Source organism: Bradyrhizobium sp. 26S5, from assembly GCF_036923295.1.
In the GTDB taxonomy this organism is placed as follows: Bacteria; Pseudomonadota; Alphaproteobacteria; order Rhizobiales; family Xanthobacteraceae; genus Bradyrhizobium; species Bradyrhizobium septentrionale.
Map to the genome: position 1 here is coordinate 9,256,680 of NZ_CP145948.1, position 21,404 is coordinate 9,278,083.

Annotated in this window: 23 protein-coding genes; 13 read left to right on the top strand and 10 right to left on the bottom strand. The window is 60.3% G+C overall.

Annotation, left to right across the window (positions count from 1 at the left end; all coding sequences use genetic code 11):
* Positions 1-29 precede the first annotated feature (29 nt).
* The 5 genes from V5279_RS43620 to V5279_RS43640 all read right to left on the bottom strand — a co-directional run bounded on the left by V5279_RS43620 (position 30) and on the right by V5279_RS43640 (position 6,195).
* Entirely contained in the window at positions 30-1,229 is a 1,200-nt protein-coding gene (locus V5279_RS43620) for an efflux RND transporter periplasmic adaptor subunit (RefSeq protein ID WP_166106109.1), read from the bottom strand.
* Between the two features lie 2 nt (positions 1,230-1,231).
* On the bottom strand, positions 1,232-3,553 hold the full coding sequence (locus V5279_RS43625; RefSeq protein WP_338701714.1) for an ABC transporter permease: 2,322 nt from the start codon (positions 3,551-3,553) through the stop codon (positions 1,232-1,234).
* A gap of 38 nt (positions 3,554-3,591) precedes the next feature.
* Positions 3,592-4,329, bottom strand: a complete 738-nt coding sequence (locus tag V5279_RS43630) for an ABC transporter ATP-binding protein (RefSeq protein ID WP_338693306.1) — start codon at positions 4,327-4,329, stop codon at positions 3,592-3,594.
* 60 nt (positions 4,330-4,389) lie between these two features.
* Positions 4,390-5,226: a universal stress protein gene (locus tag V5279_RS43635; protein WP_338693307.1), complete on the bottom strand. Its 837-nt coding sequence runs from the start codon at positions 5,224-5,226 to the stop codon at positions 4,390-4,392.
* Between the two features lie 147 nt (positions 5,227-5,373).
* Complete coding sequence (locus tag V5279_RS43640; RefSeq protein WP_338693309.1) at positions 5,374-6,195, bottom strand: universal stress protein; 822 nt, start codon at positions 6,193-6,195, stop codon at positions 5,374-5,376.
* A 322-nt stretch (positions 6,196-6,517) separates the two neighbouring features.
* Here V5279_RS43640 and V5279_RS43645 point away from each other — a divergent pair, with 322 nt between their 5' ends.
* From V5279_RS43645 to V5279_RS43660, 4 genes are all read left to right on the top strand, one after another.
* On the top strand, positions 6,518-7,540 hold the full coding sequence (locus V5279_RS43645) for an APC family permease (protein WP_338693311.1): 1,023 nt from the start codon (positions 6,518-6,520) through the stop codon (positions 7,538-7,540).
* 37 nt (positions 7,541-7,577) lie between these two features.
* Complete coding sequence (locus tag V5279_RS43650; RefSeq protein ID WP_338693313.1) at positions 7,578-8,684, top strand: AI-2E family transporter; 1,107 nt, start codon at positions 7,578-7,580, stop codon at positions 8,682-8,684.
* The gene (locus tag V5279_RS43655) at positions 8,681-9,940 is read left to right on the top strand and encodes an MgtC/SapB family protein (RefSeq protein ID WP_338693315.1); all 1,260 of its coding nucleotides are present in this window, start codon (positions 8,681-8,683) and stop codon (positions 9,938-9,940) included. Before V5279_RS43650 ends, V5279_RS43655 begins: the two co-directional genes overlap by 4 nt.
* Before the next feature lie 390 nt (positions 9,941-10,330).
* A complete protein-coding gene (locus V5279_RS43660) occupies positions 10,331-10,909 on the top strand; it encodes a hypothetical protein (protein ID WP_338693317.1) in 579 nt (192 codons plus the stop codon).
* A 1,149-nt stretch (positions 10,910-12,058) separates the two neighbouring features.
* Here the strand turns inward: V5279_RS43660 and ppk2 are convergent.
* Entirely contained in the window at positions 12,059-12,895 is an 837-nt protein-coding gene (ppk2, locus tag V5279_RS43665) for a polyphosphate kinase 2 (RefSeq protein ID WP_338693319.1), read from the bottom strand.
* A gap of 63 nt (positions 12,896-12,958) precedes the next feature.
* On the opposite strand from ppk2, the gene V5279_RS43670 reads away from it, so the two are divergent.
* A complete protein-coding gene (locus V5279_RS43670) occupies positions 12,959-13,843 on the top strand; it encodes a transglutaminase family protein (protein ID WP_338701716.1) in 885 nt (294 codons plus the stop codon).
* A 27-nt stretch (positions 13,844-13,870) separates the two neighbouring features.
* On the opposite strand, the gene V5279_RS43675 is transcribed toward V5279_RS43670, so the two are convergent.
* Positions 13,871-14,053 carry a hypothetical protein gene (locus V5279_RS43675; RefSeq protein WP_338693321.1) on the bottom strand — a complete coding sequence of 61 codons (183 nt, stop codon included), beginning with the start codon at positions 14,051-14,053 and terminating at the stop codon, positions 13,871-13,873.
* Positions 14,054-14,309: 256 nt separating this feature from the next.
* Here V5279_RS43675 and V5279_RS43680 point away from each other — a divergent pair, with 256 nt between their 5' ends.
* The 6 genes from V5279_RS43680 (at position 14,310) to V5279_RS43705 (ending at position 17,862) form a co-directional block, all read left to right on the top strand.
* Positions 14,310-14,723 (top strand): BA14K family protein, encoded by a 414-nt coding sequence (locus V5279_RS43680; protein WP_338693323.1) that lies wholly within the window; start codon positions 14,310-14,312, stop codon positions 14,721-14,723.
* A gap of 67 nt (positions 14,724-14,790) precedes the next feature.
* A complete protein-coding gene (locus tag V5279_RS43685; RefSeq protein ID WP_338693325.1) occupies positions 14,791-15,156 on the top strand; it encodes a hypothetical protein in 366 nt (121 codons plus the stop codon).
* Positions 15,157-15,329: 173 nt separating this feature from the next.
* Positions 15,330-15,707 (top strand): hypothetical protein, encoded by a 378-nt coding sequence (locus V5279_RS43690; RefSeq protein ID WP_414645981.1) that lies wholly within the window; start codon positions 15,330-15,332, stop codon positions 15,705-15,707.
* 107 nt (positions 15,708-15,814) lie between these two features.
* Positions 15,815-16,015, top strand: coding sequence for a CsbD family protein (locus V5279_RS43695; protein ID WP_094973892.1), 201 nt, complete (start codon positions 15,815-15,817; stop codon positions 16,013-16,015).
* An 89-nt stretch (positions 16,016-16,104) separates the two neighbouring features.
* Positions 16,105-16,554 (top strand): Spy/CpxP family protein refolding chaperone, encoded by a 450-nt coding sequence (locus V5279_RS43700; protein WP_338693332.1) that lies wholly within the window; start codon positions 16,105-16,107, stop codon positions 16,552-16,554.
* Between the two features lie 516 nt (positions 16,555-17,070).
* Complete coding sequence (locus tag V5279_RS43705; RefSeq protein WP_338693334.1) at positions 17,071-17,862, top strand: sensor histidine kinase; 792 nt, start codon at positions 17,071-17,073, stop codon at positions 17,860-17,862.
* A 74-nt stretch (positions 17,863-17,936) separates the two neighbouring features.
* On the opposite strand, the gene V5279_RS43710 is transcribed toward V5279_RS43705, so the two are convergent.
* The 3 genes from V5279_RS43710 to V5279_RS43720 all read right to left on the bottom strand — a co-directional run bounded on the left by V5279_RS43710 (position 17,937) and on the right by V5279_RS43720 (position 20,303).
* Positions 17,937-18,653 carry a Crp/Fnr family transcriptional regulator gene (locus V5279_RS43710; protein WP_338693336.1) on the bottom strand — a complete coding sequence of 239 codons (717 nt, stop codon included), beginning with the start codon at positions 18,651-18,653 and terminating at the stop codon, positions 17,937-17,939.
* Between the two features lie 368 nt (positions 18,654-19,021).
* Positions 19,022-19,207 (bottom strand): hypothetical protein, encoded by a 186-nt coding sequence (locus tag V5279_RS43715; protein WP_338693338.1) that lies wholly within the window; start codon positions 19,205-19,207, stop codon positions 19,022-19,024.
* A 418-nt stretch (positions 19,208-19,625) separates the two neighbouring features.
* On the bottom strand, positions 19,626-20,303 hold the full coding sequence (locus V5279_RS43720) for a Crp/Fnr family transcriptional regulator (protein ID WP_338693340.1): 678 nt from the start codon (positions 20,301-20,303) through the stop codon (positions 19,626-19,628).
* A gap of 403 nt (positions 20,304-20,706) precedes the next feature.
* Here V5279_RS43720 and V5279_RS43725 point away from each other — a divergent pair, with 403 nt between their 5' ends.
* Both V5279_RS43725 and V5279_RS43730 read left to right on the top strand, forming a co-directional pair.
* Positions 20,707-20,880, top strand: coding sequence for a CsbD family protein (locus V5279_RS43725; RefSeq protein WP_338693342.1), 174 nt, complete (start codon positions 20,707-20,709; stop codon positions 20,878-20,880).
* A 67-nt stretch (positions 20,881-20,947) separates the two neighbouring features.
* On the top strand, positions 20,948-21,307 hold the full coding sequence (locus V5279_RS43730) for a septal ring lytic transglycosylase RlpA family protein (RefSeq protein ID WP_338693344.1): 360 nt from the start codon (positions 20,948-20,950) through the stop codon (positions 21,305-21,307).
* Positions 21,308-21,404 lie beyond the last annotated feature (97 nt).

Here is a 21,404-nt window from a genome sequence, read left to right on the forward strand (position 1 = left end):
ATAGCGCACTGGACGAAATATTTGCGGTCTCAACGCGATCGTTGCGCAACCCGTATACCCGGCGCAACTCGGTCGCTGGGATAGATAATCACCTGTTCCCCGGGAGCGAGGCCGGAAGTGATGGCTGCAAGGCGGCCGGACCGGCGTAGGAGTTCGATCTGGCGCAATTCGGCACGTCCATCCTTAACGGCATAGACGTTCCAGCTTTCTTCGCGACGGAACAGCGCGCCGGCGGGAATGATATTTGTCTCGTCGCGCGCGAAGACCGTGATCTGCACGTCCACCTGATAAGCGTCACCAAGTCGCGCCCACTGCTCCGGTGGCGACAGGATGTCGACGAGAACATTGACCCTTTGCTCCTCGACGCCGAGCGTCGAGATCTTGGTGAAAGCTGCCGGCTCGACCCGGCGAACCCGGCCCTTCAGCTTTCCCTCCCCGCCCCAATGGTCGATCGTGACATCGGCTCCAGGACGGATCTCAACGGCGTCAGTGCTCAGGACGTCGACTACGATCTCGAGATCCCTGCCGTCGCCAATATCCAGTAGCGGTGTGCCCGGCTGGACGATCGTCTCGCTTTCCTGAGCGACCTTCAGCACCACACCTGCAACCGGCGCTGTGACACCCCAGCTTTCCGGTTGCCCGCTGCTGTCATTCCCGTATCGCGCCAACAGTGCGCGCAGTTGGCTGATCTCATGCTCGGCGGCGTGATCCTGAAACTCCGCCGCACGCAGGTCTCGGTCGGCAAGGCGCGCCGCAAGTTCCGCACGTTCAAGGGCCTGCGCCGTTGCGGCCCCCTGCTGGGCCAAGGTTCGAGTCCGCGCCAAGTCGGTGTTGGCCTGATCGTTCTGAGCCCGCGCCCGCTCGACGACCGCCTTGGCGCGCTCCAGATTGGCTTCGGCCGTTCCCAGGCTTTCCTCGAGTTCGCGGCGGGTCCGGAGGTCCATCAGCGGAGCCGGGGATGGGGTGATTGTCGCGACGGCATCGTCGACCTGGACTTGATCGCCGACCTTGGATCGGATTCGGCTCAGCCGGCCCGCAAGCGGCGAGGCGACCACGTATCGCTCGCGCACCCGGGTCTTGCCGTCCTCATCCACGCTGGCGACGAACTTTCCCTTCGTCACCGCGGCAGTCTCGACCGCCACCGGCGCCGGGATCAAGAGCCAGGCCACGATTCCCGCGCCTGCCAAAAGTCCCGCAGCAATTCCCAAGTGGCGGCCCGTGATTCGCATGCTCATTCCCTGGCCTTGAGAGCTGCGACCAGATCGAGTGCATCGACACGCCATTTGACGATGTACGCACTGGCTGCGGCAGCGGCCAGCACCACGCCGGCTGCGATGAAATAAGTTTGCGGCGCGATCACTGCAGGTATCTGAAAGCTCTCGTTCGAATGAAATCTAGCGATCAGCTCGATGACCGCGTGGGACAACGGCAGGCCAATTAGAATCCCCAACGCGATCTCGATGGCGAACTCGCCGAACAGGATGCCCGCAACCTCGCCGCGGGTAAAGCCCAGCACCCGCAGGCTGGCCAATTCCCATGCGCGCTCCTGCAGGCCGATGCGCGCACTATTGTAGACGACTCCGACCGTAATGATCGTAGCGAAGGCGGCGAGGATGCCGGCCGTTACGAAGACGAGACCAGCGATCTTTTCCATGAAGGACGAGAGCGTATACGCCTTCATCGTCACGGACTCGATGGTCGGGAGGTTCTTGAACTTTCGCCCCAAGGCCGGCATCGCTGTCGGCTCGACATACAGGCTCGCAGCCGAAATTACGGCTCCCTCGTCGGTGAAGCGGTTCAGGGTTTCGATCTCCATATAGGATGCCATTCCGATCGACTCGTCGACGATGGCGCTGACCGGGAGATCACGCTTCCGCCGGCGACCCTCCATCGCCTCGACCGCAATGACGTCGCCGGCCTCCACCTCGAGCCGTTCGGCAAGGCGCCGGCTAAGCGTGATCCCGTCGGGCGCGGCCGCTATTGGGCGCAGCCTTGCATCATGCGGCCTGCGCAACTCATCCCCGACGGAGAGGCCGATCACGGACGTCAAGTAGCTGCGCTGTCCGGCGCGAAGGCGCACCGGCACGATGCGTTGCCCTTCCGCCACCAGGACGCCAGGCTCGCGCGCCAGATCGCGCATGATCGAACGATCCATGGGGTGCGGAAACGTCACCGTCGTGTTGCCACGCTCCACCAGGTTGAACTGCAGGTCGATCATCTCGTTGATGGCGTCGCGCCAAAAGATCCCCAGCACCATCATTGGGACGGCGAAGGCTACCCCGGCCACGGTCAGCAACGAACGAAACGGACGTCCCGCGGTATTCCGAAGGATCATCATCCGGCGTGATCTCGCGGCATTGTGTGGCAGGAGCGCCTCGATCCAGGAGCGTCGAAAGCCGAGCGGCGCGGCCGGCCGCATCGCGACTGCAGGCGGTAAGCGGACGACCTGCCGCAATGCGGTTAAGACGCCGAGGGAGGCCGCGACGAGGCTGATCGCAATACCCAGCGCCGCCGACCAAGGCGTGAGTTGGAACGGCAGGTCGGGCAGACGAAAGAACCCTTGATAACTTGCGATCATCGCTTCTCCAAAGCCCCAGCCGGCCGCAATTCCCAGCGCCGACCCGATCAGCACGATGACGAGGATCAGCTTCAGATAGTGCAGGATCAGAGCCGCGGTTGGAAAGCCGAGCGCCTTCAACGCAGCAATCTGCTCGCGTTGGGCCGCTACCAGCCTGGCCAATGCGCTATTGAGCAAGAACGCCGCAACGCCGAAGAAGATGAACGGAATCGTGGTCGACATTACCTTTTGCTGGTTCAGCTCATCCTCGAGAAAGCGATTGGATGGCTGATCCCGCCGTTCGACAGCGCCGACCGATCCATACGGTTCAAGCAGACGATCCAGCTCGTTGATCACCGGTTTCGGATCGATGCCTGGCGCCAACGAAATGACGGCATCGTTGAAAGCCGCTTTCATGTCGAAGGCGGCTTCCGCCGCACTGCGGTCGACCCAGAGAATGGCATACAGCCGATCGTCCGGAATGGGCAGGCCCGGCTTGACGGCGTAGACATATTCCGGCGAGAGCGCGACACCGGACACGTGAAAGGCTTCCACCTTGCCGTTGAGCAGCACGCGGATGTCGTCACCGGGGCTCACGCCGTTGGCCTCGGCAAACGCCTCGTTGATCGCCGCGCTCCTTGCCGAGCCCGGCTCGGGCGCCCTACCGCGGCGCAGATGCAGGCGAGCGAGCCTTTCATCGCCCGCCTGGTTCAGCGACACCATGCGGGCCGAGACCGGCTGCGAAGCGGCCGGCCAGTCCACGATGACCTCGCGAACGATGCGCGGCTCGACCGTGGCAACGCCGGGAATTGCGTTGAGCTGCGGAACGATCGACAGCGGCGCACGTTTGAGCGCCACGAAAACCTGCGGAAATCGCGCAGTCGCGTAGAAGCGCTCCACGGCCGTGTTGAGCGAATCGTAGGTCGAGACCGAGCCGACGAAGACAGCGACGCCGGCGGCAACGAGCAAGGCGATCGTGAGCACTTGGCCTCGCATGGCCTTGATGTCGCGCAACAGTTTGCGATCAAGCAAACTCACCAATGCACCTCGTCTGCCGAGAGCCGATGTGCATTGCGCTCCTCGCTGACGATCCGTCCGCCACCGAGCCGCAGCACGCGGTCTGCCATGCCCGCAATCGCAGCATTGTGCGTGATGATGATCGTCGTGGTGCCGAGACGCTCATTGGCTCGCGCGATCGCTTCCAGCACCACCTTGCCGGTCTCGTAATCCAGCGCCCCGGTCGGCTCGTCGCACAAGAGCACATCCGGCGACTTGACGATGGCGCGGGCGACCGCGACGCGTTGCTGCTCGCCGCCGGATAGTTGCGAGGGGAAGTGGTCGATCCGCTTTTCGAGCCCGACGAGCGCGAGCACCTCCAATGGGTCGAGCGGCCTCTCGGCGATCTCGTTCACCAGCGCAACGTTCTCCAGAACCGTGAGGCTGGGGATGAGATTGTAGAACTGGAAGACAAAGCCCACGTGTTCGCGCCGGTATCGGGTCAGTTCTGCGTCTGTCGCGCCGACCAGGTTATGGTCCCGCCAATGAGCCTGGCCCGAAGTCGGGCTATCCAGGCCTCCCAAAATGTTCAGCAGGGTCGACTTGCCCGACCCCGACGGCCCGAGGAGGACGACGAACTCGCCTTCGAAGATGTCGAGATCGACGTCGCGAAGCGCATGCACGTCGATCTCTCCCATCCGATAGGTCTTCGAAAGCCCCCGGGCGTGAAACACCGGAGCTTTCGTACGATCCTCTTTCAGTGGATTGGCGTCCATGGGCTTAAGGGCGAAGTATGACGCGGCGCTTGCGGCCTGCCGTTGTCGGCCTCCCACCGTTCAGTGGGAGAACAACACGGGAATCGGTGGCTTCGTGAGGATGCTTCGGGTTGCACCTCCCAATATGAACTCACGGAGGCGCGAATGGCCATAGGCTCCCATGACAAGAAGATCTGCTCTGCGGGACTCGATCTGCGCTGCGAGAACGTCGCCGATGGCCCGTCCGGCGGCATCTACCTCCTCGATCACCACATCGATTCCATGCCGAGAAAGATTCTTGGCGAGTTCGGATGACGATCGCTTGCTTGGAATCGCTTTCTCGTTGGTCACCGTGAGGATGCACACCTCGCGCGCCTTCTCCATGATCGGAATGGCATCGGAAACCGCGCGTGCGGCCGCGCGGCTGAAGTCCCACGCGACGACCACCTTATTCAGGTCGACCGCCTTGGACGACGGAGCTTCCGGGACCACCAAGGTTGGTCGCCCCGACCCAAAGATGATGGCTTCGGCATACCATTGATCGTAGGATTCTGGCACCGGCACGACGGTGAGGTCGTGCAACCGCGCATATTCCACCAGCAGGTCCGGCACTTCAGACGTCAGACAACGCTCGAGAACAATCTCGTGCAGCACGCCGAATTTCTGAGCGGCCGCCTCAAACGCCGCCAGCAGGTCCTGCGCGTTCTTTCTGCTCTTGTGCGCCTCGCTGGCCACGATTGACCCGAGATTACCAGCGCCGCCCAGGAAGCTGCCGGGAACCTGCACATGAGCGTCGCATGAGATCGCCGCAATGTGGGCGCCGAAAGCTGAGGCCAGCGAGACGGCGCTATCAATCACTGAAACCGGCGTCGGATCCGGATAGCTGGTGAGCGCGAGCAAAACGTCCCTGATGGCCATCGGAGTCCTCCGGAGATGCGATTTCTTCCTCGAAGGTAGCCGCGAGAGGTCTGGACCACTTGATCTAGCTCATATCCCCGCCACCAGCGCTCCTACGGACGGAAACAGACGACAAACTGGCGAGCAACGCGCTCCCAACGTAGCATCCTAGTGCGACATCATCACGCAGACTGGCGCCTCGTTCAGCAGACCGCGAGTCATACCCCCGAACATCCACTCGCCGAGCCGACTGTGGCCATAGCCTCCGGTTACGATCAGATCAGCGCCCTCGTCCTTGGCCACGCGAACAAGCTGGTGCGCATCGGGCTCGGCCATGTGCACGCGCACATCGACCTGGCATTTAACGGCATGGGCCTGCAGATACTTCGCGACATCGCGGACACGCCGCCGCGCCGCGTCCTGTTCATTCGACGTACAGATCTCGACGACCGTGACCTGCGAAGCCTTCGAGAGGAACGGCAGCGCATCTCGCACAGCAATTCTTGCTTCGCGAGTGTCTTTCCATCCGACCAGAACGTGATCGGCATTCAGCGCCGGAACGTGGTCGGGCACCAGCAACGTCGGCCTTCCCATCCGCATCATCGCCTCGGCCGGATCGATGAAATGGAATTGGTCCATTTTTTCCTGAGTGCGCCTGATCACCACCAAGTCGGCTGATCGTGCTTCGTTGGTCAGGAAGGCGGTAGGGTAGTCTACGCTGCAGCGCCACTCAACCCGTTCTTTCGGCAGTCCGGCGACGCTGCGAAACCATTGCTCCTTGTCCGCGAGCGCCGACTTCATCCGCTTCAGGTCATCCGCAGTCGTTTCCTGAATTATGACGCCCTCCGCCACAAAGGGAGGCTCGACCGCGAAGGCGGAAATGCCGATCAGCGAAGCCCCGAACTTGTTTGCAGCATCCCGCGCGATGCGTACCTGACCTTCCGCCTGCTGTTCGGGATCAACGTAGACCATCACGGTCGCGATCGTCATCGGCATTGCTCCGCCAGTTGATATGCCTTCCTTTTTCGCACCTCTGACGTGCGCCCGATTGACCCAAATCAAGAGGCTGCGCGCCAGGCTTCCTGATATAAGCTCCAGGGTATTGGCGTCGCTTGTAATGATGAAGAATGGAAGCAGTGTCGCGAGACGAAATTGTGCCTCAGGCAGGCTTGCGACGGCGGCTTGGACTGCCGCTTCTCGTCCTCTATGGGACGGGGGTCACGGTGGGTGCCGGGATCTATGTCCTGATCGGCGCGTCGCGAGCCATGCGGGAGTCTATTCCTCGTGGGCGTTTGCCCAGGCGGCTGCTGTCATGGCTTTCACGGCCGCCTCGTATGCTGAGCTCGCGACCCGCTATCCCGTTAGCGCACGGGAAGCCGCCTACGTCGGAGCCGCATTCAACTCCCGATCTCTATCCCGGGCCGTTGGCTCATTAAGGCTCGCCATCGGCATCATCTCGGCTGCCGCGGTGACCCTTGGCGGTGCCGGCTACATAAGCCAGTTGGTCGCGCTGCCTATGCCACCGCTTGCCGTGGCGATCGTCACCACCTTGGGCATCGTCGCCGCCTTGGGGAATCTGGAATCGGTCATGCTCGCGGGATTTCTGACATTGATCGAGACGGGCGGACTGGTTTGGATCATCGTGTCCGCCGCTCATTCCGGGATATCGTTCAGCCCAGCGATATCTACGCCGCCTCCACTCGACGCCAGCATCCTCTCCGGAATCACCTTTGCCGGCCTGGTCGCATTCTTTGCTTTCGTCCGCTTCGAGGATCTTGCCAACGTGGTGGAAGAGGCCAAGAGCCCGCAACGGAATATCCCGTGGGCTATGGCGCTTGCACTGCTAATCACGACCGTGCTCTACGTCCTGATCGCCGCGATTTCCGTGAGCGCCGTGCCGCCGAGCGTGCTTGCGACGTCAACGGCGCCGCTCAGTCTGATTTTCGGCGCCGTGGCGGGCATAAGTCCGACCACCTTCAGCGTGATCGCGATCGTGTCGACGCTCAACACCATTCTCGCCCAGATGACCATGACGGCGCGCGTCGCCTACGGCATGGCACAGCAAGGTGACCTGCCGGCAATAGCGGGACGCGTCCACTCGCGAACCGGGACACCGCCGATCACCACGGGGTCGGTCGTGCTGGCGGTCGCGGCTCTCGCGCTAACGATCCCGCTGGAACCGTTGGCGGAAAGCACGTCTCTCGCGACGCTGGCGCTCTTTGTCTTCGCCAATCTCTCGCTGCTTCGAATTCGATCTCGAACACCCAAACCGATGCCGCGATCGTGCGCGTGCCGCTATGGATACCGTTACTTGGTCTCGTCACATGCGTGCTGATGATGGGCACCGCGCTTTTCACGCCATAGCAAGACCGATGGAAAAGAAATCACCTCAGCCAATGCTTCAACCTCCTCTACTTGCCGGTCGAAGGCTGGCTCCGACCGCTCTCGCCGCGGTCATCGTGTTGGGCGTCGCCATCTGCGCGTTTATGGCGAAGCCATTCCTGGGCGCTCTCGTTTGGTCAACGACGCTCGCAGTCTTGTTCGCACCGCTCGATTTGGTCATGAGCAGGCGTCTCGGGTCTCGTAGTCTTTCGGCGCTGACGACCGCCGTGATGACCGCCTGTATTGTGGTCGTCCCTGCCATCCTGGTAGCGGGGACGTTGCTCAACGAAGCCGTCCGGAGCGCGGCAGTTGTCGTGCCGATGTTCGACGCGGAGGACTGGACGCGCTTTGTGGGCGAGCATCCCTGGCTTGCCCCGGCGCTGCAATGGATCCATGACAAGGTGGATTTTCCGGATGTGATGCGAACGGCGACTTCGGCTCTTGGGACGTGGAGCGGCTCCGTCCTGCGCGCCTCCTTTTCCGGAGTAGCTAATCTGCTGCTGACCTTTTATTTCCTGTTTTACCTGCTGCGCGATCGGGAAAGGATAACGGAGGCCGCGCGGATGTCTCTGCCACTGTCGGAGCCGGAGTTCTCGCAGCTCGTCCGTCGGGTGACCGATACGATCTTCGCCACTGTCCTCGGGACCGTCGCAGTTGCGGCGCTGCAGGGTGGGCTCGGAGGCTTGATGTTCTGGTGGCTGGGGTTGCCCGCCCCTGTGTTCTGGGGCGTATTGATGGCTCTCCTCGCGGTCGTTCCGTTTCTCGGTGCTTTCGTGGTTTGGGCGCCGGCGGCTGCGTTTCTCGCCCTAAGCGGCGCCTATACGTCGGCGGTCGTGCTGGCGATCTGGGGCACTCTCGTCGTTGGCATAGTGGACAACGTGGTCTATCCGATCCTGGTCGGCAACAGGCTTCGAATGCATACGATGCTGTCGTTCATCGCTGTTGTCGGCGGCCTCGTTTTGATGGGCGCGCCGGGCGTGGTGCTTGGTCCATTGCTGCTCGCGGTCACCCTGACCTTGGTGCAAATCTGGCGGGATCGGGCAGCAGCCTCGATCGACGCACCGCCACAACAGCGTGACGCGGCGCAGTGTCCATGATGGATTTCTTGAACCCGAGCTGGGGCCCCGAGGTCATTGCCATCGTCGTTGCACTCGGCATCGGGCTCCTGATCGGCCTCGAGCGAGAACGCCGCAAGGGCGAGGGACCGAAGCGCTCGCCTGCAGGGCTGCGTACCTTTGCCGCCGCATCGCTCGCTGGCGCCATCAGCGTGATGGTCGGTGGCAAGGGCCTGCTGGCGCTCGTAACCGCTGGAACCATAATCCTGACTGCGATCGCCTATCTGCGGTCCAGGAACGACGACCCCGGTTTGACTTCGGAGACCGCACTCGTCCTGACGGTTCTACTAGGCGGACTCGCCACACAACGACCCGTTTTGGCCGCAGGCGTTGCCGTCGTCCTGGCCATTCTGCTTGCAGGACGTGCGGCATTGCACGACTTCGTCCGCTCCGTGCTCACAGAGAACGAGGTCAAGGACGGCCTGATCTTTGCCGCTGCTACGCTCGTCGTCTTACCTCTGCTTCCTGATCAGGCCATCGGCCCCCTTGGCGCGCTCAATCCACGCGCAATCTGGATCATCGTCATCCTGGTGATGGCGATTGGCGCCGCTGGGCATGTTTCAATACGGCTGCTCGGCGCAAGAGGCGGGCTCGCTTTCTCCGGCTTCGCCTCGGGTTTTGTCTCCAGTACAGCCACCATCGGAGCAATGGGTGCGCGTGCTCGCAAAGCACCGGAGCTGCTCGGAGCGGCGACCGCCGGCGCAACGCTCTCGACCGTCGCAACGATCCTTCAGCTTTTCGCGGTCCTCGCAGCAACAAGTCTGCCTACGCTGCGAAGTCTGCTGATTCCGTTACTTTGCGCTTGTGCGGCGGCGGCGATCTATGGCGCGATCTTCACGGTAAAGGGCGTGCGGGAGACGGGCGTAGCCGAGGTGCAGCTCGGACGCGCTTTCAGCTTACCGTCGGCGTTGTTGCTGGCCTTGACGCTGTCTGGAGTTCTCCTGCTCTCCGCCAGCTTGCGGGAGGCGCTTGGAGAGATCGGCTTGGTGGTGAGCGCGGCTGCGGCCGGCCTCGTCGACACGCATTCGCCCGCCGTGGCCGCAGCCACGCTCGCTGCCTCAGGCAAGATCAGCTCCGCGGATGCAGTGGCTCCGGTTCTGGCGGCGCTGTCGACAAATACGCTCAGCAAGATCGTCATTGGCTGGGTCAGCGGCGGGCGCTCCTTCGCGCTGCGGCTGATCCCCGGTCTCATTTTGGTCATCGCGGCGGCGTGGGCCGGCGCAATCCTGACCTGGTGAACGGCGCAGTCGGCCAGCTTCAACTGAACGCATCTGGACTCGGAAGATTCGGCGGACCGAGCCGTGCAACGCCATGCCATAAGCGTCTTCCCGCTGGGCAAACGAAGGTTGCCAGAGGGACTCTGCATGCCAAATAGGAAGTGCCGTGGGCTACACGAGAGAGCTCTGGCGTGCAGTAGGCTTCACGTCCGAGCCAGTCACTAAATGCTGCACCGATCCAGACTGGGACCAAGTCAATGGCGCCCGGTATGAGAACCGGATCGGCGACACCGCCTGGTAGCACGCCCCCGTTGCGGTCGACGCCCGATCGCCTTGCGTCAAATCAAGGCGCGTCAAGGTCCGGTCTTATATAAATCTTTCCCAGCGAGCCTCAGCTCAGGCATAAGAATTATGAAGAGCAGATTGCTTGGACGCGAAGTCCTGCCGTTTCTTGCTGCCTTTATTGCGTTGGTCGCTGCCGCACTCCTGCTCGATGCCTTCCTGCATTTGCTGGGCGCCGTGTGGGTCGGCCGCTACCTCGGTATTCCAGGCATCCTGCTGGTCATCGCGTCTTTCGGATACTCCCTGCGCAAGCGCCAATTGATCAAGATCGGTAAACCGCTCGTCCTGTTGCGCGTGCACGAGCGCATGGCTTGGTTCGGATCCCTTCTGGTTCTGATCCATGCTGGCGTCCACTTCACCGCGATCCTGGCGTGGCTTGCCACCATAGCGATGCTCGTCAATGTCGGAAGTGGCCTGACAGGCAAGTTCCTGCTGCAGCGGGGGCGCAAGCAACTTGAGGAATCCAGGCAAGACTTCCGTGAGCAGGGCTTGTCAGCAGCCGAGATCGACGATCTCATGTACTGGGACATTCTGACCTACACAGCGATCACAAACTGGCGCGTGGTTCACCGTCCGATCGCGCTCGTTTTTGCCGTTCTGGCCTCGGCTCACATCTTGAGCATCTTCCTGTTCTGGGCCTGGCGATGACCCGCTGGATCATGATCGCAGCAACCGCCCTATTGGCAGGGATCATGGTGCTCGTCGGTGTCTACCCGAGCACAATGATCAGCCCAGGCCCTCTGGTGACCGCTCATGCTGAGCTCACGGCAGACTGCTTCGCCTGCCATGCACCGTTCCGCGGGCCATCCGCCCAGCGCTGCATGGTTTGTCACGCTCCGGCCGACATAGGACGACGGACAACCAAAGGGTTTCCGATTACCTCAGCGAGCGGCAGGCCGCCATTCCACGCGGCTTTGACTTCGCAAAACTGTATGGCCTGTCATCGTGATCATCTCGAGCCCTTTTTCAGGGCTTCCGAAATGACTCGATTCGATCATTCGCTATTGACTTCCACCGTACGCAACGAATGCACAGCATGCCATGCGGCGCCTGAGGACGCGCTCCACCGCGCTCAGACGTCCACCTGCGCCCAATGCCACAATCAGGACCGCTGGAAACCCGCAACTTTCGACCACAGCAAGTTCTTCGTCCTGGACGAACACCACAATGCGAGCTGCACCACGTGCCACAGCGGCAGCAGATACAAGAAGTATACCTGCTTCGGGTGTCACGAGCACCAGCCGGATAAGATGGGTGAAAAACACCTGAGGGAAGGGATTCGAAACATCAACAACTGCATCTCATGCCATCGAGGCGCGCATGAAGGTGGTGGTGAAGGTAAGAGGGGCAGGAAGGAAGATGATTAGATCGGGCCCGCCAAAGGATTAAAAGGGCTGAAGAAGTGTCGTCTATAGAGCGCCGGGCTGCACGCCCTTTGAAAAAGGGCCTGCAATGGCTTGCGGGTTCGCGATCCTCGTTGCTGTTGTGCTGGCATATCATAATCTGCAAGGAAGCCGGACCATTTGTGTGGCAGTGCGACCAGCGCCGAGCACGAATTGGCAGTTCTCCAGCCCCGGGCGTTCTTTCCAGATCCCTGAATGTGAATAAGCCTCCAACATTGACCCCTCTGCCGTTAGTTGGATCATACATTAGCGTGCGAATCGGCGTTGAGACCCCGCGCCGATTTACAGCAGCGTTCTTGAGGCAGCGAAACGCAAACCTATGAGCGGCATCGCCGAGTCGACGAGTTTCCAACTGCTAAGATAAGACCTGCAGTTGCCCTGATGGTAGCACTGTCTAAGCCTCGATCAGGCCGCGCTCATACCAAGCCTTATCGTAAGGAAAAACGACCGCCGGATCCGGCCTGTGGAGGCGACGGTGCTTTCCCGAATAGTTCAGCCGCCACAGCATATCGCGAATAACATTGAGCCGCGCATGTTCCTTGTCGCCGGCCCGGACCACGGTCCACGGCGAGGTGACGGTGTGCGTCCGCTCCAGCATCTTGTCCCGTGCTTCGGAATAGGCCTTCCAATACTTCTGCGCCTTGGCGTCGATGGGGCTCAGCTTCCATTGCTTCAGGGGATCCCTTTGGCGGTCGGCGAGCCGTGCCTTCTGCTCCTGTTTCGAAATATCAAGGTAGTACTTGAGCAGGGTGATACCTGAACGCTCAATCATTGCCTCGAAAGCGGGCACGGTCTCGAGGAACTCCTCTGTTTCCTCCTTGGTGCAAAAGCCCATGACACGCTCGACTCCGGCCCGGTTGTACCAACTGCGATTGAACAGCACGATCTCCCCCGCCGCGGGCAAGTGTGAAACGTGACGCTGGAAGTACCATGAACACTGTTCCCGATTGCTTGGCGGCCCCAGCGCTACGACGCGGGTATCGCGCGGGCTTAGATGTTCGACAATCGACTTGATGGTGCCATCCTTGCCAGCGGCGTCACGACCTTCGACGATGACAAGGATGCGCTGACCACGCTCAATCACGCTGCGCTGCAGCTTCACGAGCTCGATCTGCAGCCGGACCAGCAGCGCGTGATACCTAGGGCGGCTCAAATGTTTCGGAAGCGGTGGCCGGTTCTTCATGGTGCGCTCCTCCTGGTCGCCTCGGGTTTCGATCATCTGGAGCGACATTTGCATGGGCTCGTCAACTCGGCCACACTTCCCGAAGGGGACCACCAGATACCTGGCCGGAGGCTGCCCCGATCGGAGCTTTCGTCGACTACGCTGAAAGTTCTTCACACGACGACGTATCGATTCAACGAACATGTGCGCCTGTTGCCGCACCGCTTGATGCTTCGCCCACGGGAAAGCCGCGAGCTTCGCTTGATTTCGTGCAACGTCACGGTGACGCCCCCTGCGGCCTTGACCTGGGCGCACGATGTGTTTGGCAATGCGATCGCGACGGCCACGTTTCAGACGACGGCCTCCAACCTGATGATCACCAGCGTCGCGGAGCTTCAGCTCGACGCGGTTGCATGGCCGGTGTTCGACATCGCCGTTTCCGCCATGTCTTACCCATTCCACTATTCTGACGACGATTGGACCGATCTCGGCGCCCTGGCCTTCCCCCAGTTCTCGGACACGGCGGGGGTCCTGCGAAATTGGGCACGAATGTTCGTTCGAGGCAGCCAGACTGACACGCTGTCGCTGCTAAAGGACCTCAGCGTCGGCGTTTCCGAAGCTGTCCGGTATCAGAGCCGTGAGGACGAGGGCACCCAAACGCCGGTAGAAACCCTAAATCGCGGCTGGGGGTCATGCCGGGATTTCGCGGTGTTATTCACGGAAGCAACACGCATGCTGGGGTTCGGAGCCAGAATCGTCTCCGGCTATCTTTACAATCCCGAACAACGGAGCATCGGGTCGAGCGGTGCGGGATCAACCCATGCGTGGGCGGAGGTCTTCGTACCTGGAGCCGGCTGGATCACATTCGACCCGACAAATCGCAGCCTCGGCGGCTTCAATCTGATCCCGGTCGCGGTCGCGTGCGATATCCGCCAAACGATCCCGGTGTCCGGCAGCTTCGTCGGCAGCACCAGCGCCTTCGCCGGGATGTCCGTAGAAGTGTTTGTCACGTCTTAGATCGACCTTCGGCGGATTGCCGGCCGGCTAAAGCCAATTGATACCCGCCAACGGCAGCAGCCGTTGAAGGATGGCCGCCAGGCAGATCAGCACGACCAACAATTTGAGAAGACTTGCCAGACGGGATTCGTTGACGAACCTGTCGATGGCCCAGAAGCAAAGTGCCCCGACGACGCAAATGATCAGGATCCCGATGATGAGCGAAAGCATGGAAGCCCCCCTGTGCTGCCGTGGCAGTGACGCGCGTGCGCGACTGCGGATGAAAGAAAGATCGCCCCTCGCTCGCGCGCAGGGCACTGCTTCGCGAATTTCTCCGATTGGCAAGACCAAGTCTGTCCAATCGATGCGCGCTCACGTTGCGCTAAATCAATTCAGGTAAGGCTTCCTGGATCATTATCGCGCATCCTTCCGAAGACGCGGGCTGCAGACCGCCGCGCTACCCGAAAACGCATCTGGAGATGATGTTATGAGCAAATCGTCCAAAACCACGCTTGTTGCGCTCATTGCCGCCACCACGCCGTGGCTGGTCGCGCCCGTCGCTGCGGCGCCGCTCACTTCGCCGCTGATGCTGCGCGGCGCAGTGGCACCATCGGTCGAGACGGTGCAATATCGCCGCGGCTGGCGCGGCGGCTATCATGGCGGTGCAGGAATTGGAATTGGTGCGGGCATCGCCGGCGCTCTGATCGGCGGAGCGATCATTGGCGCAACGCAACCCTACGGGTACTATGGCTATGGCCCCGGCTATTATGGGCCGGCCTACGTCGCTCCGCCTCCCTATGTTGACGGCGCGGTCGGCTATTGCGCACAACGCTTCAGGTCCTATGACCCGTATTCCGGAACCTATCTCGGCTATGATGGCCTGCGGCATCCCTGCCCGTAGGACGGCAACCTCGGTCTGGGCAGTCTGATATGCTAGTCGTGCTGCCCACAGACATTCGAAGCCGTCGTTGATCCACGTCAATTCGTTCGCGAAAAACAAATCCGCCATAGGCGGGAACGCCTGTCCGCCGCTTCTATTCGTTCTTTGTCCGATCCCGGACGAACAAGAATTGGTGGATTCCATGAAACGCACCCTATTGGCGACGGTCGCAGTCCTCGCATTCGCATCGCCGCTATTCGCGGCTGAAACCGGCAAGACCGTTGGGCAATCGCCCTCGTCGTTCTACTTGGCTCAGGATACTGCGACCATGAAGTGTCAGATCGTCGAGAGCCAGCCTGCCACCGGCAGCAACATGAAGGTTGTCGGCGCCGCCCACACCACAAAGGCTTCGGCGGAAGCGGCTTTGAAAGCCGACAAGGCTTGCGCCAAGTAATCGATCAAGTCACAGCGCGGGTACAGCGGCGGGTCTATCGCTTCGCGAGAACCCCCAGGCTTTAGACCTGCCATGGACCTTGAGAGCACTCTGCGTTGAGGCTCTTCGTCAGCCGCTGCAACAGGGGCAGCCACCAGGCCCACCTGGCGATACGCAGGCCACTGACGCATGAGATGCTCCAAATTCGAGAGGAAACAGTGATGAATATGCAGACAAGGACATCGGCGATTGCCGTCGCGCTCTTCGGTGCAGCGATGCTCGGCTCAGTACTCCCTTCGGGGGCAGCTCCGATTTCGCCGAGCACGGCTCTTCTGACACAAGCGGCGCCCTCGTCCGGAATGACGGAGGTCTACTACCGGCGCCACTACCGTGGTCGCGTCTATCGGGGTGCTCCCGGCGCCGCCATCGGTCTTGGAGTTCTGGGTGCCGCGGCCGGAGTAGCCGCCTATGGGGCCTACGGGCCCTCCTACTACGGCCCGGGCTACTATGCACCAGGCTACTACGGCGGCGGCCGCTATCCCTATCGCCGTCAATACTACGCTCCGTACTGAGGGCACGCTCGACGTTGTCTGGGCCTGGCAATCTCTGTCGGAGCCGCAACGGCTCAGCAACGGCGATAACGCGGTAGCTTGTTCACACTGAAATCTGGAGACACACGATGGACTGGAATCAAATTGAAGGAAACTGGAAAGAGCTCCGAGGCAAAGTGAAGGAGCAGTGGGGCAAGCTGACTGACGACGATCTCACCGCGATCAACGGCAAGCGCGACCAGCTCGAAGGTCGGCTTCAACAGCGATATGGCTTTGCAAAGGATCAGGTTCGCAAGGACATTGACAGTTGGTTCTCTGCCCTCAAGTAAGTTGTCGTCCTTGATCTCCGGGGGTGTTGCATGATGCGGCAGCGCGACCCGGTCCATTCTCGACTCACACATCCCCGGGAGGAGAATTCATGCGGAAGACCCTTATGCTCGTCACGACTGCGGTCTTGCTGACCGGCACTGCAATGACTGGATCGGCAGTCGCGCGGAACCGTTCGGACGCCATAGAGCTGACCGCGGGCCAAATCACAGATCAGGCGGCGGCGCGCGCTGCCCAGATGAAGGCTGACCTGCGTCTCACACCGGAGCAGGAGAAAAATTGGTCTGCTTTCGAAACCGCAGCGGTGGATATGTGGAAGAAGCAGACCGAACAACAGATTGCCTGGCGAAATGCCCACGCCAGGCAACGGGGCAGCGTCGATCTCATCGATCAGATGCGCAGCGATGCTGACCAGCAGATCGACGAGGCGAATGCCCGCAAGAAGCTCGCAGACGCCGCCCAACCGCTTTACAGCAGTCTCGACGATCAGCAGAAGCGCCGCTTTACGGACGCACTTTTTCGCAGGGATCGCGCTCGCTGAGCTCGTTGAAATAAGGCCGCCCGTTGAGGCGGCCTTATCATTGGCGGAGCGCCCCTATGCGCGCGTCACGATTTCGGGGGCGCCTTCTTTTCGAAGGCCGCAGTCACCTCTTCCTTATCGATGCGAGCGCGGGGTGTACCTGGTTGGTTGAGGTTTTGCTCTTCCGTGCCGTCTCCCATCATTCCCTTGTGCTTGGGCAGAGGCTGATGGCTTATTTGTCATTGGAAGTACTCCGTGCGCAGATGCGCGGTAGCTCAACGAACCCCTCGATCAAGGGTTCCGATCGCGGCCGGGCTCATCCAGGAACTCCGAAACGAAAGCTGTCGCCGAGGCGGCAATAAACGTTCGCCCACCCAGTAGCCGGATACCGAGCGCGACCGCATCGAACTGTGCAGGCGCAAAGAGATAATGTCGGGTGCCGGACATAATTGATTTGCGTCAATCAGGCCTCCTTTTGCGGCTCTAGCCTTATTCTCTGGTTGAATGCAGTGAGAGCGTCACACGGGGGCCGATAGCATGACTGATAAAGAATCGTCAGGCGCGTCCGACCCGCCTTCGGGCGTGATCTTTCAGAATCCGGATCAATGCCTGCCCGCCGCGGAACCGACGGATTACCGGCTCATTGCGGTTCGATTGCGAAAGGCGCTTGCGAAGAGCGATGCGCTCCTCCTTCAAAAGGATGAACTGATCCACAGACAGGCACTATTGAAGGCGGAATCCGACCATCGCCTGTTGAACGATCTGCAGATGACCATTAGCCTTCTTTCGCTGCAGAGCCGTAACTCGACCAATCCCGAAGCGACCTCACAATTGATCGCGGCGGCCAATCGCGTTTCCATGATTGCGCGCATCCACCATCGGCTCCATTCCTACGAGGGTGTGGCAACAATCGAGTTCAGAAAATTCCTTCAGGATTTTGGACGAGAATTTTCCGCGATGTCGTCGTCGGACGCCTCCACGGGGAAAATCAGCGTCGAAGGCAGTGAAATCAACTTGCCTGCCCTCATCGCCATTCCGCTCGGCTTCATTGCCAACGAGTTGATCACGAACGCGGCAAAGTACGGCAAGGGCCGGATCGCCATCAGGCTGGAGCCGGATCCGAAACATGGCTACGCACTGTCGGTTTCCAATGATGGCCCGGCTTTACCCGAGGGGTTCGACCCCGGCGCCAGCAAAGGGCTTGGGATGAGAATTGTGCGATCCTTTACCGACCAGATTGGCGGTGAATTGCGGATCGGCCCCGGCGCTGACGGCAAGGGCGCGCGATTCACCGTGCTGTTTTCTGCGCCGACCGGGTCAAGGGTTTAGACGCCCTCACCGCCCCGGACAGTTGACGTCCGTGGGACTCTAAACCGCCATGACCAGGAAGAAGGGCGCCGGCCCTAGCGGATAGGCGGCAACATTGCGGACTGATCCAACAGTGTTTGGAAACACTCGCACGATCGTTTCTCCAGACCTTTGCGATCCAGTATCGTGATTATGCCTCGGGTGTACGAAATGAGGCCCAGAGCCTGAATCTTGCTGGCAATTTCAGTTACTGAAGTGCGCCGCACGCCGAGCATTTCGGCCAGGAACTCCTGCGTCAGCCCAATCTTCTCGCCACCGGCTCTGTCGGCAGACTGCAACAGCCATCGACAAAAACGCGCCTCTATGGGGTGTAACGCATTGCAGGCCGCCGTTACCCGTGCCTGCGATAGCAACACCTCATTGTAGTTGACGCAAAGATCCCGAATGACGTCGCTTCTTTGCACGGCTCTTCTAAATCTGGCCGCGGCTATCTTGGTCGCGCTCATCGGAAGCTGAACGACGACTCGTACCATTGAGATGTACAGCCCCAATCCGGCCATTGCGCCTACTACGCCTTCGCGTCCCACGGTGGCCGTTTCAACCGCTTTCCCGTCTCGCATCACCGCGAGGAGCGAGAGCATCCCGTCATGTGGGAAAAGCACTTCCGAAATTTCGTCACCAGGCTCCGAAAGCGTAGCGCCCTGCGGTAAGGACAGGGCTTCCAAATGCGGCACGAGAAGCTCAAAATGGGCACGCGGCAGCGCCGCCAACAGCTTGTTATCCAACGAACGATTCTGATGCGGAATTTTCACTGCGGTTTTCCTGCCCGGTCGGTCGGGCCGCTTTCCGCAGGGGGTGGTATGACGCTCCGAGTGGGCGTCCAACGGTACCCCTTATATAGGCTTGATCGGGATATCTTGTCAGTCCGCTACCCGTCACAGCGGTGATGGGACGGAAACCTTCTCATCGCTGGCGCAAATTGGCCGGCACCTGGGTAGGCTTGTGAGGAAGAGGCGACATCACTCGACTGCTTGCAATGAAAGTCGCCGCCGACCGCAGCTGCCAATAAGTGACCCCGCCCAGTAAGGGGGATACTGAGCGGGGCGCTTACACTGAGCTTCGGAGGGGCTCCGGGGGCATCGCCCAATGTAATCGGCTTGGAGATCGAGCCTGTACGTATTCATTGCTCCTTGAGCGGCGGTTGCTGATGCAAGCAGAGCGGCTTACGAATGTCTTTCGGCGGAAAGACTCTCGCCTCCTCGTCTATCAGCAGCTTTAAGAGGACTTCCCGCTCCGCATCTGAGTGCGGCTCCTCGAGACACTTCTTGAACAGTGCCAGGTTTTGTTCGTGAATGTACTTTTCCATGAGTAGATCCCCGATTGTGCAAAGGCTATTTTTGCGGGCGGGGAACGCCTGCAATCCAACCATTCCAAACCAACGACTTCATGGGATCTTGCGAGCTTCCTGCCGTCCCGAAGGAGTGCATCGCATTGGGGCATCCGTTGCACCCGGGCAACTCGAACGCGCATAAATCATCGCCCGGATGCGCGGCTGCTGCGGTCAACGCGAATCGGCACCGCAAACTGCAGGGCTGATGCTGGACAGGCTGAATTTCGGGCACGTGATGTATCCCCGCTTTAGTCAGGCGGGAGCAGGACACTCTCTGTCACCGATGGATGCCCAGAATAACGCGGTGATGGCAGTATTCTGCCGCAGCAAAACGCGAGCTAACGGTCAAAATAGCTCACATTCATGAAAATTTAGAGAGGCGGGATTTTGCCCGTCACTCGTCAGTTCGCAATGCTGGCTTGTCGTGCAGAACCGCATTCAGCAGCGAGTTGTGGACATGTATCTTGCCATTGTAGCTGATGAAACCCAATTTTCGAAACTTGTTCATGAAAAAGCTGACGCGAGAGCGGGTCGTCCCGATCATCTCCGCCAGCGTCGCCTGACTGATTTCAATATCGATGGGTTGGGGAACGCCTTCCTTGCCGAAATGGGCAAGAAGCAACAGAAGTCGCGCAAGCCGTCGCTCGCTGGAATTGAACAACTGATCGATCAGATCCTCTTCCACGCGACTGGTACGATGTATCAGATAAGTGACGAAACGCTGCGCGAAGTTCGGCTCATCCTTGAGCGCTTGACGCATGGCATGTTTCGATATCCCGACTATTTTGCTGTCTCCTAGCGATACCGCGGTCGCAACCCGAGCAGTATCGCCGTTGAGGCATCCCTCGCCAAAAAACTGGCCAGCTTCCATGAGAGCCACCACGGCTTCCTTGCCCTGGTCGGACACGACATGGAGCTTTACCCGTCCCCTCTGAATATAGAAAATTGTTTCAGCGGGATCGCCTTGCGAAAAAATGAGGGCGTTCTTTTTAAAGCTAAGGATCGCTTTCCCTGCGCCAGGTGTCGCAAAGTACGCCTCGAAGCCCGATAGCGAGTGCTTCGGTTCTTTCATAAGTCCTCAAACCGGACTGTAAACGGATCGTCGACGAGCGCCGTTGTGTCCGGTTTCAGACATATACACCCATTCTGGAGTCGAATGATAAACTTATGGGCCAATTGCCGCCGCCTCCGGGGTCGTGCTTCTGGCCTCCGGCAGCAACATCACTGGCTGCGCTTCATCCAGAGCCAATGTGAGGGCAACTGCGGCCCCCCGGCAGCCATTCTGACCAACCCGGACTCCGGTGGGCATCGCACACGGCTCAGATCCTCTGCATCTCGACAACTGGTCTAGCGATGAAACTGCGCTGTCATTCATGTCCATCCGAAGGTTATCGGCGACGTATTGTTGACCCAAATCAACAACGATCGTTCGCACCGCAGCTTACGTCCCGCAACCAAGCATCGGAGGACGCCCCATGGACAAGGATCGGGTCATCGGATCGGCGAAGCAAATCAAGGGCACCGTCAAGCAGGCGGTAGGCAAGGCCGTCGGCGACGCCAAGCTGGAGGCAGAAGGCAGTGCGGACAAGATCGAAGGGCAGGTTCAGAATGCCGTGGGCGGTCTCAGGGACACGCTCAAAGGAAAATAGGCCGGGAGCCCAAATTTGTTCGCTTCGCGAGCCCTTCGCGAAGCGAGCAACCGTTGCAAGGTCGCGCGTGATTGCGGCTGCGTTTCTGCAAATGGCTGCTTTCGAACCAACGCGTGCAGACGATGCAAAACCGGACGAGTGCGGTATTGCCTCGGTCTATTCAACCCTGAGCGAAGAGACGGCAAGCGGACAGGACACCAGCGTCAACGATCGAACCGCCGCGCATCGGTCACTGCCGTTTGGGACGCTCGTCCGCGTCAACAATCAGGAAAACGGGAAATCGGTGCTGGTACGAGTCACCGATCGCGGCCCTTTCGTCAGCGGAAGAATAATCGATCTATCACAAATCGCCGCACATGAGCTTGGCTTCGCCGATTTGTCGAAGGTGTGCCTCAAGATCCTGTCGACTTCGGAAAGTCCACCATAGGCGGCTTTGTCACTCAATCGGCACGAGCGCCTTATCGACCCTCGCGGCGGAGGTGATCACGGTTCTGCACGCTTCTTCCTGAAACAAGCGCTTCCAT